The organism is Marinicella gelatinilytica, assembly GCF_026410405.1.
In the GTDB taxonomy this organism is placed as follows: Bacteria; Pseudomonadota; Gammaproteobacteria; order Xanthomonadales; family Marinicellaceae; genus Marinicella; species Marinicella gelatinilytica.
Window position 1 is genome coordinate 34,211 of record NZ_JAPMLN010000007.1, and the last position, 14,695, is coordinate 48,905.

At 44.6% G+C, this 14,695-nt stretch carries 13 protein-coding genes; 6 read left to right on the forward strand and 7 right to left on the reverse strand.

The window, feature by feature from the left end:
• Positions 1-50: 50 nt before the first annotated feature.
• A complete protein-coding gene (locus OS173_RS06060) occupies positions 51-824 on the reverse strand; it encodes an amidohydrolase (protein WP_267183378.1) in 774 nt (257 codons plus the stop codon).
• Positions 825-929: 105 nt separating this feature from the next.
• On the opposite strand from OS173_RS06060, the gene OS173_RS06065 reads away from it, so the two are divergent.
• On the forward strand, positions 930-2,069 hold the full coding sequence (locus OS173_RS06065) for a patatin-like phospholipase family protein (protein WP_267183379.1): 1,140 nt from the start codon (positions 930-932) through the stop codon (positions 2,067-2,069).
• On the opposite strand, the gene OS173_RS06070 is transcribed toward OS173_RS06065, so the two are convergent.
• From OS173_RS06070 to OS173_RS06080, 3 genes are all read right to left on the reverse strand, one after another.
• Complete coding sequence (locus OS173_RS06070) at positions 2,061-2,546, reverse strand: LabA-like NYN domain-containing protein (protein ID WP_267183380.1); 486 nt, start codon at positions 2,544-2,546, stop codon at positions 2,061-2,063. The two genes, OS173_RS06065 and OS173_RS06070, sit on opposite strands and share 9 nt — an antisense overlap.
• On the reverse strand, positions 2,543-4,084 hold the full coding sequence (locus OS173_RS06075) for a DEAD/DEAH box helicase (RefSeq protein ID WP_267183381.1): 1,542 nt from the start codon (positions 4,082-4,084) through the stop codon (positions 2,543-2,545). Before OS173_RS06075 ends, OS173_RS06070 begins: the two co-directional genes overlap by 4 nt.
• Positions 4,085-4,203: 119 nt before the next feature.
• Complete coding sequence (locus tag OS173_RS06080; RefSeq protein ID WP_267183382.1) at positions 4,204-4,446, reverse strand: accessory factor UbiK family protein; 243 nt, start codon at positions 4,444-4,446, stop codon at positions 4,204-4,206.
• A gap of 97 nt (positions 4,447-4,543) precedes the next feature.
• Between OS173_RS06080 and rnr the strand changes: the two genes are divergently transcribed.
• Both rnr and rlmB read left to right on the forward strand, forming a co-directional pair.
• Entirely contained in the window at positions 4,544-6,715 is a 2,172-nt protein-coding gene (gene rnr, locus OS173_RS06085) for a ribonuclease R (protein WP_267183383.1), read from the forward strand.
• Positions 6,716-6,718: 3 nt separating this feature from the next.
• Positions 6,719-7,456 carry a 23S rRNA (guanosine(2251)-2'-O)-methyltransferase RlmB gene (gene rlmB / locus OS173_RS06090; protein WP_267183384.1) on the forward strand — a complete coding sequence of 246 codons (738 nt, stop codon included), beginning with the start codon at positions 6,719-6,721 and terminating at the stop codon, positions 7,454-7,456.
• On the opposite strand, the gene folB is transcribed toward rlmB, so the two are convergent.
• Positions 7,453-7,809 carry a dihydroneopterin aldolase gene (gene folB / locus OS173_RS06095; protein WP_267183385.1) on the reverse strand — a complete coding sequence of 119 codons (357 nt, stop codon included), beginning with the start codon at positions 7,807-7,809 and terminating at the stop codon, positions 7,453-7,455. The two genes, rlmB and folB, sit on opposite strands and share 4 nt — an antisense overlap.
• A complete protein-coding gene (locus OS173_RS06100; RefSeq protein ID WP_267183386.1) occupies positions 7,806-8,213 on the reverse strand; it encodes a hypothetical protein in 408 nt (135 codons plus the stop codon). The genes folB and OS173_RS06100 overlap by 4 nt, the downstream gene beginning before the upstream one ends.
• Positions 8,214-8,351: 138 nt before the next feature.
• On the opposite strand from OS173_RS06100, the gene OS173_RS06105 reads away from it, so the two are divergent.
• A complete protein-coding gene (locus OS173_RS06105) occupies positions 8,352-9,158 on the forward strand; it encodes a hypothetical protein (RefSeq protein ID WP_267183387.1) in 807 nt (268 codons plus the stop codon).
• Here OS173_RS06105 and OS173_RS06110 read toward each other — a convergent pair.
• Complete coding sequence (locus tag OS173_RS06110; RefSeq protein WP_267183388.1) at positions 9,148-10,542, reverse strand: NAD-dependent succinate-semialdehyde dehydrogenase; 1,395 nt, start codon at positions 10,540-10,542, stop codon at positions 9,148-9,150. The genes OS173_RS06105 and OS173_RS06110 overlap by 11 nt on opposite strands.
• Before the next feature lie 139 nt (positions 10,543-10,681).
• Between OS173_RS06110 and OS173_RS06115 the strand changes: the two genes are divergently transcribed.
• Together OS173_RS06115 and OS173_RS06120 are read left to right on the forward strand one after the other, a co-directional pair.
• A complete protein-coding gene (locus tag OS173_RS06115; protein ID WP_267183389.1) occupies positions 10,682-12,238 on the forward strand; it encodes a 3'-5' exonuclease family protein in 1,557 nt (518 codons plus the stop codon).
• An 84-nt stretch (positions 12,239-12,322) separates the two neighbouring features.
• The gene (locus OS173_RS06120; RefSeq protein ID WP_267183390.1) at positions 12,323-14,599 is read left to right on the forward strand and encodes a TIGR03032 family protein; all 2,277 of its coding nucleotides are present in this window, start codon (positions 12,323-12,325) and stop codon (positions 14,597-14,599) included.
• Positions 14,600-14,695: the final 96 nt, after the last annotated feature.

Here is a 14,695-nt window from a genome sequence, read left to right on the forward strand (position 1 = left end):
ATAAAGAAATAGGATAACAGAAGGAGCCTGAAGAAAGCGTTAAAAATAACTTATTTAAGGGTAAATGGGTCACGATCTTTCAAAAATCCAAAGCGTTTGCGTTGTTGTTGTAGTGCTTCATAATTTAAAGTAATGGTTTGGTTGATTTCTTGGCTTTTTGCTGTAAACAATTCATCTCCCAACACATCATAAACAACCGAGCCGCCGAGGTAGTTGTGGTCGTTACCGTCTGTACCGATGCGATTAACACCGGCCACATAGCTCATGTTTTCAATGGCGCGGGCCTTGAGCAAACTGTGCCAGGCATTTTGTCGCGGTGCCGGCCAGTTGGCCACATAAATCAACAAATCATAATCCACATCGTTGCGTGACCACACCGGAAAGCGCAGGTCATAACATATCAAGGGACAAATACGCCAACCTTTATGGTCAACAATTAATCGCTTGCTACCGGCGGTAAAGTGCTGATTTTCATCAGCGTAGCTAAATAAATGTTTCTTGTCGTAATATTGATAATTACCATCGGGTTTAACCCAGTAAAGACGGTTAAAAAAATTGTCCTGTTGCTTAATAATTATACTGCCGGTGATGACCGCTTGGCTTTTTTGGGCTTGTTGCTGCATCCAGCGCAATGTATCACCGGGTTGCGGTTCTGCGTTGTCAGACGCCTTCATGGTAAAGCCGGTGGTGAACATTTCAGGTAAGATGATGACGTCTGTATCAACACCAGGCTCTTTAATCAGTTGTTCGAAACGAGACCGATTGTCTTTGGGGTTATGCCAATGTAGGCTCGTTTGAATCAGGCTTATGGTTAAATCATTCATGTCTTCAAGAATACACAATTTAAGCGGTGTTTACAAAGCGCACTGCGTTTAAATAAAACCGTATGTTGGTTATAATAATGATTCTAATTTAATGAGATATAAGCCTTGTCGTCCATTGATCAACAACCCCAATCAGTGCCCGCAACAGCCTTAATGCTGCCCGGTGGTGGTGCCCGTGGTGCCTATCAAGTGGGTGTGTTAAAAGCCATTATGGAAATGATGCCCAAGGGGTTTCGGTTCCCCATCATTAATGGCACATCAGCCGGTGCCATCAACGCCACGGTGATGGCGTCCCACGCGCAACGGCAGAAATACGGTGCCAAACGTTTGGAGTATTTCTGGCGTAATATCCATTGTGATGATGTTTACCGCACCGATGCACGTTGTGTCATAAAAACCATGGCACGGGTGGTCGGTTCATTGTTTTTCGGACGCTTGGGTTTAGAGCCGCCAAAGTCTTTATTGGACAATACACCCTTGCAGGAATTGCTCAGTCGTGAACTTAAATTATCGCAAATCCAAGAGGCGATTGATGCGGATTTTTTGATTGGTTTATCAATCACGGCTTCATCTTATGACACCGCCATGGCTAAATGTTTTTTCCAGGGCCATGAGGGAATTCATCCCTGGCAGCGCACGCGACGAGTAGGGGTTCGAGAACAAATATCGGTGGCACATGTCATGGCCTCCACAGCGTTACCCTTTTTGTTTCCGGCACAACGTATTGGTTTTGAACATTACGGTGATGGCGGCTTGCGTATGACTGCACCGTTATCGCCGGCCATTCATTTGGGTGCAGAGCGAATTTTAGTGATTGGCACCCGCGATGAAACGCCGATTGAAACGCCTCATGAAGTGACTGAATATCCAAGTATGGGTCATCTGGGTGGTTTTATGCTGGATACCATTTTTATGGATATGTTGATGGCGGATTTGTCTCGATTACAACGTATAAACCGCACACTGAAGCTGATTGCGCCTGATAAACGCGAGGAATACAGCCTACGACCAATAAATACCTTGGTGATTAAACCCAGTCGTGATGTCCGCGATATAACGGCAGAGTATGCTGGTGAAATTCCAAGGCCTGTACGAACGCTGTTGAAAATGATCGGAGGCTGGGGCAAAGATTGGCGCATGCCCAGTTATCTGTTATTTGAACCTGAATACACCGGTGCCTTAATTGATTTAGGTTACGCCGATGCCCACGCACAAGCGGCTGAAATCAAAGAATTTCTATTGTAAATCAGCTTCTTTAATGGGGTGGTAATCGTCGGCAGATTCAATCAGCTTATCGGCGGTGAGCTCGCGGACACCGTAAACAAGGGTGTTACAGTGGTGTTGGTTTTTGACTTCGTCTAATAATAAACTGAAATCACCGTCACCGGAAAGCAGTATAACGGTATCCAGCGCTGGGGCATGATGCAGTATATCAATGGTGATGCCCACATCCCAGTCACCTTTGGCAGAGCCGTCCTGGCGCTGAATAAAGTTTTTGAGCTTAACGGTGAAGCCTAAATGGCGTAACGCGTCCTGAAATTTAATTTGAGAGTCGAGTCCACGGTCTGTGGCATAGGCATAAGCGACTTCAAGTTGATATGATTCGCTGAGCTTTTGCCACAATCGGCGGTAATCAAACGACCGGCCATACACCGACTTGGTGGTGTAATAAATGTTTTGAACATCGACAAATAAGCCGGTTTTTGGGCCGGCTTTGTTCATTTGGATGATTTCTGCTGACGCCTGCTGGAAAGCTGGCCTTTAGATGGCCCGCTTTGCTTGTCACCACCGGAAAATTTACGGGGTTTTTTGGGCCCTAATTTTTTACCGCCGGTTCTATTAGCCCCGGATTTAGCTGTATCACCAAAAGCAGTGCTTTTTCGTTTTGGACGAGATGGTTTGGCAGAACCGTCGTCATTATTGCGGCTGTCTTTAGCAAAGCTTTTACGTGGTTTCTTCGGACCTTTACGCTCACCATCTTGCTCATCACGAAAAGCCGGTTTACCTTTACGGTGACTGGTTTTTTTATCACCGCTAAGACGTTTTTTCTTAAAACTTTTACTGCGTGAAGTAGATGGTTTAGTGGTTCTGGCTTGGACGCCGCCACGACTCGTTTCGGGAACTTCGTGATTGGGTTCAAAGCCTTCAATAAATTGTCGGTCAAGTTTGGTTCTTAATTGTCGTTCAATGGCAAATAATTGCTTGGCTTCATCGGCACTGACCAGAGAAATGGCCTCACCTTCAGCACCGGCCCGGCCGGTACGGCCAATGCGATGTACATAATCTTCAGGAACTTGTGGTAAGTCAAAGTTAATGACATGCGGCAAGGTATCAATATCAATACCGCGAGCGGCGATGTCGGTGGCGACTAAAACCGAAGCTTTGCCACGTTTAAAGTCGGCCAGGGCTTTGGTTCTGGCGGCTTGGGTTTTGTTGCCGTGAATGGCGGTGGATCGCACACCAAATTTAGTGAGGTAATCCGATAATCGGTTGGCGCCGTGTTTAGTACGACAAAAAACCAGCACTTGTTGCCAATTGTTTTGACCGATTAAATGCAATAATAAATCCGATTTGCGCTTTTTATCCACCGGGTAAACGGTTTGTTTGACACTTTCAGCAGAAGTCACTTCAGGACTCACGGAAATTTCCTTGGGGTGTTTGGTAAAAGTTTTCGCCAATTGTCGAATTTCGCCGGAAAAAGTGGCTGAAAACATTAAAGTCTGTCTGTCCTTGGGTAATAGTTTGACGATACGCTTTAGGTCATGGATAAAACCCATGTCTAACATGCGGTCGGCTTCATCCAATATTAAAACTTCCAGTTCATCAAAACGAACGGCATTCTGGCTGTATAAATCCAATAAACGGCCGGGTGTGGCAATAAGTATATCAACACCTCGACGTAATTTTTGCATCTGTGGATTAATTTTAACACCACCAAATACAACCGCTGATCGCAGCGGTAAGTTTTTGCCGTAAGTACGGACACTTTCCGCCACTTGGGCGGCTAATTCACGGGTTGGTGTCAGTATCAATGCCCGCGCCTGATTAAAGCCGACACGATTTCCCTGGGATAATCTCGTCAGTAAAGGTAAGGTAAAGCCTGCGGTTTTACCGGTACCGGTTTGAGCGGCCGCCATGACATCATGGCCTTGTAGTACCAAGGGGATGGCTTGTGCTTGGATGGGTGATGGGGTGCTGTAGCCTTGTTCGCGCACAGCGTCTAAAATTGCCGTGGGCAAATCAAGTTGGTCAAAATTCATGCTGGATAAGAAACGGCGAGAGTTCGCCATTTTAAAAAAATGAGGGCGTACTGTAACGGAAAAACGTTTAAATCGCTATCTTTATTTGCGTTAATGACCGTATATAAGGCAAATATTGGCTATTTGGACTGATTTAAGTCACTGAGTTGTTTTTCCAGCGCTTCTAATTTAGCACGGGTTTTAGCCAGTACGGCTTTTTGCACGTCAAATTCTTCTCGGGTGACCAAATCGGCTTTTTGGAGACTGGCTGTCAGTACCGCTTTCATGTTTTGTTTGAATTCTTGCCGCATGGTTTTTAAGTCTTCAGGAATGAATTGGTCCACTTTATTAACAATGTCTTCAACAACTTCGGCTTTAATCATGATTTTGGGAACTGTGAAAAGTTGTATTTTAACATTTTTAAGCGCTATTTAACGAATGAAAGCCATTGTATTTGTTAATGGTTGTTATAATAGCGACATGAAAAATCCATTTAATATAGACGATCCTGAGTTTGCTGCTCAGGCAGAAAAATACGAAAACCCGATTCCCAGCCGGTCTGCGCTGATGGCTTTTTTGGATAGTGAGAAAAAATTTCTAAAAAAAGGTGCCATCGCTGATCAAATTGGCATAAGCAATTACGAGCAATTGGCAGGTCTTGAGGCGCGGCTCAACAGTATGGTGCGTGATGGTCAATTGATTGTTAATCGCCGTGGCGGTTTTGGGGTGCGTAAAAAATTACAACTTATCCAGGGACGGGTCAATGCCCACAGTGATGGTTTTGGCTTTTTAATTTCTGATGAGCTTGACAACGATGCCTTTATCACGCCGCGACAAATGCGTATGGTGATGGATGGTGATGAAGTGGTGGCAGACGTTAAAGTCAGTGACAGTAAAGCCGGTAAAAGTGAGGCCTTTATTGTGGAAGTGATTAAGCGCGCACATGCCACTGTCGCCGGAAAGCTGATTCATGAAGAAGGTTTAGCGTATCTGAGTGCCGATAATAACAGCATCGATAATATCATGATTCCGAATGAATCATTACACGGTGCGCAACATAATGATTATGTGATTGTTAATATTAAGAAATATCCGTACCAACACCGGCCGGCTTTTGGTGAAGTCATTGCGGTGTTGGGTCAGCAATTAAACCACGAATTATCGATGCAATTAACCATTGTCAGCGAAAACTTACCCCACGAGTGGCCGGCTGATGTGGAAAAAATGCGCGACAAAATTCCTCAACAAGTGGATCACAAAGCCGCGGGCCCGTATAAAGATATTCGGCAATTGCCACTGATTACTATTGATGGTGAGGATTCCAGGGATTTTGATGATGCGGTGTATGTGGAGCCGACAGCCAAAGGTTATAAATTACTGGTTGCGATAGCTGATGTCTCGCATTATGTGACACCGGAAAGTCCTTTGGACAAAGAAGCTTATAATCGCGGTACTTCAGTGTATTTTCCCGGTAAAGTGATTCCGATGTTGCCGCTGGAATTATCGAACGGTATTTGTTCGTTAAATCCTGACCAAGAACGGCTGTCAATGGTTTGTGAAATGCACATTGACGGTGCCGGTGAGATTCAAAGTTATGAATTTTATCGGGGTTTAATGACATCTCATGCCCGTTGTACTTATGATGATGTATGGCAATTTTTGGACACCGGCAAAAACCCCAACCAGTGGTCCCAAAAGGTCACTGAATCACTCACCCATCAATACCGTCTTTACCATATTTTGCAACAGGAGAAACACAAACGCGGTGGTATTGAGTTTAATTCCACTGATGTCAGCATTCACATCGGTCAAGATGGTATGGTGGATGATATTCAGCAATATGAGCGCAATGATGCCCATAAATTAATTGAAAACTTTATGATTGCGGCCAATGTCTGTGCCGCTCGATTTTTAGAAAAACATAAAATACCGGCAGCTTTCCGCTGTCATAATCCGCCACCTGAAGCCAAGGTCAAAGATTTACTGGCGTTTTTAAAAGGTTTGGGAATTCGGCCTGATTTCAAGGAAGACCCCTCACCGAAGGATTTCACCCGGTTGTTGGATAAAATCCAGCACCGTGAAGATTTGGATTTGATTGAACAAGTGATGCTCAGAAGTCAATCGATGGCCACTTACGAAGCTGAAAATTGCGGGCACTTTGGTTTGGCGTTAAGTCATTATGCGCACTTTACCTCGCCGATACGGCGGTATCCTGATTTGATGGTGCACCGTGCCATTAATCACATTCTCTATCATAAAAATAAACCTTATATTTACACCCATGAACAAGCCGCAGAACGCTGTGAGCGCTGTTCTATGACTGAGCGTCGCGCTGAAAGTGCTTCGCGCGAAGTGGATGCCCGATTGAAATGTTTATTTATGCAGCAATTTGTTGGAGAAACCATGGTGGGTAAAGTCTCTGGAGTGACTCGGTTTGGGTTATTTGTACAGCTGGAACAGTATCAGGTGGATGGTTTAATTCATGTCACTTCATTGCCCAATGATTACTATCAATATGATCCGGTTAAGCATCAATTGGTGGGTGAGCGTGGTGGTGAGCGTTATCGCTTAACCGATAAGCTGAATATTAAGGTTGCACATGTGGATGTGGATGATCGCAAAATTGATTTTGAATATGTTGGTAAAGCTTAAGGCATGAGTCGGATTATTTTTGGTATTCATGCGGTGGAACAGGCGGTGAAAGCTGGTGAGCCGCTAAATCAAGTCTGGCTTCAGGGCGATAGTAACAATAAACGCCTGCAAAAGCTGCAGCAGCTCATGCAACAAAAAGACATTAGTTTTGAGCCGGTTTCGAGCAATCAACTCAAACAATTGTGTGATGAAAAGCATCAAGGCGTGGTTGCACAACTGACGGATGTTAAAATGTTGACGGAACGACAACTCAAAGCCGATGTGAATGATTGGCAGGAACCGCTGATTCTGGTTTTGGACGGTTTGGAAGATCCCCGTAATCTGGGTGCTTGTTTACGCAGTGCCGCGGCCGCCGGTGTCACGGCAGTGATTGTCAGTAAAAACCAGTCCGCACCGATTACTGCCACCACCCATAAAACCGCTGCCGGCGCCATTGCCCATTTAGAAATCTATCAAGTCAGTAATATGGCACGGGCTTTGGACATTATTAAAGCCGCCGGGGTCTGGGTTTACGGTACTGACTGCACTGAAACCAGTACACCCATTTATCAGCAACCACTGACTGGTTCCACAGCGCTGGTCATGGGTAATGAAGGCAGCGGTTTACGCCGCTTAGTGAAAGAAAAGTGCGATTATTTGGTGCACATTCCGATGTCGGCTGACTGGGACTCTTTAAATGTGGCGGTGGCCACCGGTGTGGTTTTGTTTGAGGCGGTGCGACAACGCAGCGAATCGCGTTAACGTTGACGTGTTAGTTTGACGCCCACCAAAGCGCCATTGACCGCTTCCGGTTTTTTCAGATGTATATCAACCGCACTGACATTGGGATAATGTTTAAATATTTCTGTGATGAGATTGTGTGCTAAAGTTTCAATCAAGGCACAGCGGCTGGTTGTCAGGTATTTTCTAAGACGTTCTGTTAACTCAAAATAATCCAAAGCGCACTTTAAATCATCGCTGTCAGCCGCTTGTTGGCAATCGGTATATAGCTTCAGATCAATAATGACAGGCTGTTTTTGTTGTTGTTCCCAATCATGGACACCCACGGTGGTGTCCACTTGAAAATGTTCAATGGTTATCACATCCGATGTCATTGGGTAATTTTTGGTAGGCCGGATTCCAAGAACCAGCGTTTTTGCTCATCGTCATAACGCCATAATTGGCGATCGACCACGACTTTTTCTCGTTTGGTGTGGATGTTATAGAGTTTTAATTCAACTGTCTGAACCACACTGTTTTCATCCGGACCCGGTAAAATTGGGCGAGGAACATAGGAGCTGACCCCGAATTGTTTAAAACGGTTAAGTTCTAATTCTGTTGGCTTGACGTTTTCTTCAGCTTTGGGGTTGATGAAATTTGCGGCTTGGTCATAATCAGCCCAACGCATGACTTTCGCATATTGATATAAGGTGTGATCTAAATTTTGTTTTTTGCCCATGCGTCCGCCACAAGCCTGTAACACAGCCAAAATAAGCAGCATAATCAATAGTTTTTTCATTGTTTTGAGCCGATTGAATGAAATAATAGTATGCCATAAAAACAGCCATAAATCTAAATGTTAGTTTACTCACTGGGTCAAAAAATGTCAGCGAAAGCTGTGGTAGACTAAAGCTATTTTCTGCTTGAAAGATATCTTATGGTGAGAATAATTATTGGTTTGACGATGATGGTTATGCTGTCTGCCTGCGGTCCTAAAAGCAGTTACCTCAATCCGGATATTGAAAAACCCGGTTTTAACCGCATCGCCGTGGTGCTTGATTATGTTTATTTTGTCGATGGTGTTGATCATGTTATGGATTACGATGCCAATAAGAATCAAACACAAATCAGACGCCTGAAAGAAGACATTGAGCACATGTTGAAAGCCAAAAATTTTGCTGTTGAATGGGCATTGGTCACCAGCGGTGTCGGCTTACATCCGGATATGCCGTTCGCCCATTATCAAGACGGTGAACGACAGGTTGATATTATTTATCCGCCATTTTATATTGACAGTCACTATCCTTTCGATGTTCAAGATCAATTAATGGCTTCCTTTATGGATGCGCAACGCGTTGCTTTGACATCGGCGTCAAAAAACAACCAACACTACTTACAAAGACTGCGTCTAAAAACCATCGATTTGAGACAGTCGATGTCAGCTCCAAACATCGCCAACCCAGCGGGCATTTTACATGTTCGGGTTCTGGCACCGCGCACGTCATTTTTAAAAACCCTTGGTTCAGGTTCGGTTTCCGTGGGTATTAGTACCGGCAGTGTTCGGGGAAGCCATGTGGGCATCGGCCTGCCATTAACCTCCGGCAATAAATCGCTGACCACCGCGGTGTTGTTTGACAACGGAAATGGCCGCGTTGTGTGGAAAAATCAACGCAACGGTGATCTCAGTCGCTTAAGCAATGATGCCACACGGCAATTTTTTAAAAATTTTCCGTTTAAACCATAAAATTGTCATTTCTTAGCTTTTGACTGGTTTTGACAAACACGGTTTTCTGGTTAATGAATTCTTTGATGCCGGCCCGGGATAATTCGCGACCGTAACCGGACAGACCGGTGCCACCAAAAGGCAGTCGCGGATCTGATTTGACCAGTTCGTTAATAAACACCGCGCCATCGGGGAAGCGATGAAGTTGTTTTAAAATGGCTTCGGGGTTTCGGGTACAAATAGTCACACCCAAACCAAAATGATTGGCGGCAGCAACGTTGAGGGCATGTTCATCATCGTTGGCTTTAAATATGGGTGCCACTGGGCCAAAAGTTTCTTCCTGCATCAATGGCATATTAACCGTGACATCGGTGACAATGGTGGGCTCAAAACGGGTTTTGGATTGTTCGCCACCGGTAAGAATTTTAGCACCTTGTTGTACCGATCGCTGAAGCTGATCGGCCAATTCTTCGGCTAAATCAGCCCGCGCCATGGGGCCGAGGGTGGTGTTTTTGTCCATGGGATCACCGTAAGTTAATTCTTTTACCTTATCTTGAAAACGCCTTAAAAATTCATCATAAACCGAGGCTTCAACAATAAATCGTTTGGCGGCAATGCAGCTTTGGCCGGTGTTTTGAAAGCGGGCGGTGACTGCGGTGTCTAAAATACTGTCTAAATTAGCATCTGCCAGCACCACAAAGGCATTGGAGCCACCTAATTCTAGTACAGTCTTTTTAAGGGATTGACCTGCCTGGGCGGCAATTTTTCGTCCGGCGGCTTCGCTTCCCGTAACTGTCACAGCTTTTAATTTGGGTTGTTGAATCAATTCTGCAGTTTGCTCATGATCGATAATTAAGGTTTGAAAACAGCCTTTATCAAAGCCGGCCTGCTGAATCAATTCAGCAATTTTAAGGCCACAACCGGTAACATTCGATGCGTGCTTCAGTAAGCCGACATTGCCGGCCATCAATGCCGGTGCGGCAAATCGAAACACTTGCCAAAAAGGATAATTCCATGGCATGACAGCCAATACAGCACCAATCGGCTCATGGCGAATAAAGCTGACATGGGCATCGGTGCTAATGATACGGTCTTTTAAAAAGTCTTCAGCATGTTCAGCGTAGTAGTCACAGACCCAGGCACATTTCTCTATTTCTTTAATGGCCTCTTTAATGGGTTTGCCCATTTCCAAGGTAATCAATTCTGCCAGTGATTGTTTTTGTTTTTTCAACAATCCGGAGAGCTTGTGCATTAAATCAGCACGTGCGTCAAAGTCGCTGTGGCGCCAGCGGTTAAAGCTGTCATCGGCGCGCTGTAATGCGGACATCATCTCCTCACGACTCAGTAAAGTGTAATTTTCAAGGGTTGTGTGGTTGTATGGGTTTTTTGTGGTTATATGACTCATGGTTATTATGTTTTTGTGAATCACCACTTATGGTACCGCATTGACCCTTAAATGCAGGTTAAAATTTCAGGGCATTTTTTTGACCTTTTCTTGATGTTTTTTATTGTAGAATTTAGGCCTTTGTAGGTATTTTATTTATATGTCTCAATCATCCTGGCTGACTGCTGATAACCAAACGACCCTGTCACCGGGTTTTCCGGAGAGAATGGTTATATTGGATGTTGAAACCACCGGTGGTAAAGCGGGATATCATCGAATCATCGAAATCGGATTGTGGGTGGTTGAGCAGGGTCAGTTGGTGGATAGTTGGCAGACTTTTATTAATCCGGAACGCAGTTTACCACTGAAAATCACAGAACTGACCGGGATTACGCGTCATGATTTAATTGATGCGCCGACTTTTGCAGATGTTGCGGATGAATTGTGGCAGTGGTTACAAGATCGGGTGTTGGTGGCCCATTATGCCCGTTTTGATTATGGCTTTTTGAAAAATGAGTTTAGGCGAATTGGTCGTGATTTTCGCAGTAAACCGTTGTGCTCGGTGAAATTGAGTCGTCGCTTATTTCCTGAATGCAAACGCCATGGTTTGGATTACATTATTAAACGTTTTGATTTAACCATCGAAAACCGTCATCGGGCCTTGGATGATGCTTTGATGATTTATCGGTTTTTTGTGCAAATCAGTTTATTGCATGATAAAAATACAGTGAAGCAAGCATGCCGTGACCTTATTCAAGCCACGACACTGCCTATTCAGTTACCACCGGAGCAAGTGGCTGATATACCGAGTGCACCGGGTGTTTATTATTTTTATGATAACAAAGATCGGTTGTTGTATATCGGCAAAAGCGTTAACCTAAAAAATCGGGTGTTAAATCATTTTTCTCAAGACCACAGTCAACGAAAAGATTTTAAATTACATAATCAAATTGCCCACATTGATTATCAGCGAACGCCCAGTGACTTAGGTGCTTGTTTATTAGAAAACCAAGAAATAAAAAAACATTTGCCGGTTCATAATATTCGTTTACGGCGGGTCAAGCGAATGTTTCAAATTTGCCTACAAGATGATGAGAAAAAATATGGCAAGATTCATATTAAACCGGTTGCTGGAGATCAATTACCCGATAATGACAATCATCAATTCGGTTTATTCAGAACGGTGCGTCATGCCAGTGAATATTTAAGGCAAATGGCCGATAAGCATCAGCTATGTCACCGTGTTCTTGGTTTTGAAAGCAGCACACGCGGACGTCAAACCCCATGTTTTCGTTTTCAACTGAAACGCTGTGCCGGTGCCTGTTGTGGCCGGGAATCTATTCAACAACATAACCAGCGGTTGCAAAAAGCGTTAACTGATACCCAAATAAGAGACTGGCCCTGGTCATCGGCGGTGCTCATAATAGAACAAGACCCGCAGGATTCGGATATGACTTGGTTACATTTGATTGATCGCTGGATATATGTGGCAGCGTTAACCGCTGTCGATGAAGTGACAGATTACGGTTATTTCTTGGAAGCTCAATATGTTAATGGTGTGGGTCCTGTTGCGGCAAGCAATCCCATCCAATCCGATGGCTTTAATCTCGATGTTTATCATATTCTCACCCGATTTTTAGGGTCCTCATATCCGCAAAAACTCCATGGAAGCTTACACATTGTGCCACTAAATTTTATACACACCAAGCAGGATTAGCCATAATACCCCAGCCCGTATTAATTCTTTAAATAAAGTGTAGGTCAATGGCATAATGAACAGCATAATTAATATGGGATTCTTATGTCTGAAATTTTTTCCAGCCAATCCACCGATTCCTTTCGTGAATTACTGACTTTAGGCCGATGTAACCTTTTGGTATCCACTTATCAAGCCGGCCAATTAGTAATGATTCGGCCCCAAGGCCAGGGTATTAACACCCACTTTATGGCTTTTGATCGGCCTATGGGTATAGCTAAGCGTGACAATGAATTTGCTGTGGGTGGTGCCGCCTCCATTACCACCTTCCGTAATTTAGCTGCCGTGGGTCCCAAAGTGGGACAGGGTGATCAAGTCGATGCCTGTTATTTACCACGTAAAAATCATGTCACAGGCGCCATAGATATTCACGAAATGGGTTACGACAAGTATGATAAGTTGTGGTTTATTAATACCAAAATGTCTTGCTTGGCAACCTTGGATAATGACCACAGTTTTAAACCTGAATGGCGACCGCCGTTTATTTCAGCCTATGATTTAACCGATCGCTGTCACTTAAATGGTTTGGGTTTTCGTGATGGTATTCCGCGCTATGTCAGTATGCTGGGGGCATCCGATGAACCCGGTGGTTGGCGGAAAAATAAAATTTCCGGTGGCCAGATTATGGATATCATCACCGATGACGTGCTGGTCGATGGGTTGTGTATGCCCCATTCACCCCGATGGTATAAAAATGCCTTGTGGTTTTTATCATCCGGTTCCGGGCAGTTAATGCGCATGGAAAAAGGCAAAGCGCCGGAAGTGGTGGCTGAATTACCCGGCTTTACCAGAGGTCTCGACTTTATTGAGCGTTATGCCATTATTGGTTTGTCACAAATTCGCGAAAGCTCGACCTTTGCCGGTTTACCGTTAACCAAGCGTGTAGAGGAACGACAAAGTGGTGTCTGGGTGGTGGATACACAATCGGGTCAAATCGTGGCATTTTTAGTGTTTACAGGTAATGTGCAAGAGGTCTTTGAGATTAAAGTGTTGCCACATCAGTTTGCCGCGATTGAAGATGGCCAAAGCCCGTTTTTGGCGAATTCTTATGAGTTACCGGACAAAGTGCTCAAAAACCTGGCACCGGTCGATCCGGTTCAAGCCCCGTTAGAAGCGGCTTCTCGGGCGCATGTAAACGGCGATTTAGAGAACGCGTTAAACTTATACCGAGAGGTACTAAAACAGCACCCCAATCACCAAGTCACCAATCAGCAATACGGTGTTTGTTTACTGGATGCCAAAAAGTGGCATGAGGCCATTGAGCAATTAGAAAAGCTTCTGCGACAGCATCCCGATAATGCCGAAGCCATGAATTCATTGGGTTATGCTTATCAAGAATTGGGGGAAGATGATCAAGCGATGCAATATTTTGATCAGGCCATCGCCACCGATCAACAGTTTGCCTTAGCCCATTACAACCGCGGTAAATTACTCCTGAAACAAAGAAATTATACGGTAGGTTGGCCGGAATATGAATGGCGGTGGCAGACCCCGCAGTTCGTGCCTTTTAAATCCGATAAGCCGCAATGGCAAGGTGAAGACATCAGCGATAAAACCATTTTAGTGCATTCAGAACAAGGTAATGGTGATCACATTATGTTCTGGCGCTTTTTGCCGTTACTGGCCGAGCGTTGTAAAGAGATAATTTATTTTGGACCGGAAAACCTGGCTCCCTTGGTGGCTGAGATTCCCGGTGTGGGTCAAAGCCGTATCCCCGGCGCTTTGGATAAAGATTTATTTGATGTCTATTGTCCACTCATGAGTTTACCGCAGTATTTAGGTATTACTTTGGAGAATTTGCCGGCACCGGAACGTTATATTGAGATCCCGAAACAGGCGGTGGTCAGTGAACTCAAAGGTCAGCGTAAAATTGGTTTGGCTTGGTCTGGAGCAGCCTCCCATGTTAACGAGTCAAATCGAGCCATACCATTGGCAGATTTGCTGGCCTTAACAGAAGACATAGATGCCCAGTTTTATTCCTTACAAATGCCGTTAAGTAATGATGAGCGTGATTTACTTAAACAACACAATATCATTGATTTAGAGCCGGAATTGCCCGGCTATGCCCGCACAGCGGCGTTGGTTGATCAGCTGGATCTGGTGATTTCAGTGGATACCGCCATCGCCCATCTGGCAGCGGCCTTGGGTAAAAAAACCTGGATTTTACTGTGTAAAAACGCCGATTGGCGCTGGCATGAGTCAGGTGATATCAGCGAATGGTATCCAACCGCTAAGCTATTGAGACAAGAAAATGCCGGTGACTGGCATGAGCCTCTCAATGTGCTCAAAAAACGCCTAACTGAACTTAAAAAAGATTTTTGAATTTAAAAGCATCGGAAATATATTTTTTCATTGTTTTCACTTCGTAACACAGTTGTCCTTAAACGACATGTGATGTCCTGCAGTTGTCCTGATAAA

Excerpts from the sequence above, each read along its gene's own strand:
- OS173_RS06060 (WP_267183378.1), bottom strand. The coding sequence starts at position 824 with ATGAATGATTTAACCATAAGCCTGATTCAAACGAGCCTACATTGGCAT.
- OS173_RS06070 (WP_267183380.1), bottom strand. The coding sequence starts at position 2,546 with ATGAACAAAGCCGGCCCAAAAACCGGCTTATTTGTCGATGTTCAAAAC.
- OS173_RS06075 (WP_267183381.1), bottom strand. The coding sequence starts at position 4,084 with ATGAATTTTGACCAACTTGATTTGCCCACGGCAATTTTAGACGCTGTG.
- OS173_RS06080 (WP_267183382.1), bottom strand. The coding sequence starts at position 4,446 with ATGATTAAAGCCGAAGTTGTTGAAGACATTGTTAATAAAGTGGACCAA.
- rnr (WP_267183383.1), top strand. The coding sequence starts at position 4,544 with ATGAAAAATCCATTTAATATAGACGATCCTGAGTTTGCTGCTCAGGCA.
- rlmB (WP_267183384.1), top strand. The coding sequence starts at position 6,719 with ATGAGTCGGATTATTTTTGGTATTCATGCGGTGGAACAGGCGGTGAAA.
- folB (WP_267183385.1), bottom strand. The coding sequence starts at position 7,809 with ATGACATCGGATGTGATAACCATTGAACATTTTCAAGTGGACACCACC.
- OS173_RS06100 (WP_267183386.1), bottom strand. The coding sequence starts at position 8,213 with ATGAAAAAACTATTGATTATGCTGCTTATTTTGGCTGTGTTACAGGCT.
- OS173_RS06105 (WP_267183387.1), top strand. The coding sequence starts at position 8,352 with ATGGTGAGAATAATTATTGGTTTGACGATGATGGTTATGCTGTCTGCC.
- OS173_RS06110 (WP_267183388.1), bottom strand. The coding sequence starts at position 10,542 with ATGAGTCATATAACCACAAAAAACCCATACAACCACACAACCCTTGAA.
- OS173_RS06115 (WP_267183389.1), top strand. The coding sequence starts at position 10,682 with ATGTCTCAATCATCCTGGCTGACTGCTGATAACCAAACGACCCTGTCA.
- OS173_RS06120 (WP_267183390.1), top strand. The coding sequence starts at position 12,323 with ATGTCTGAAATTTTTTCCAGCCAATCCACCGATTCCTTTCGTGAATTA.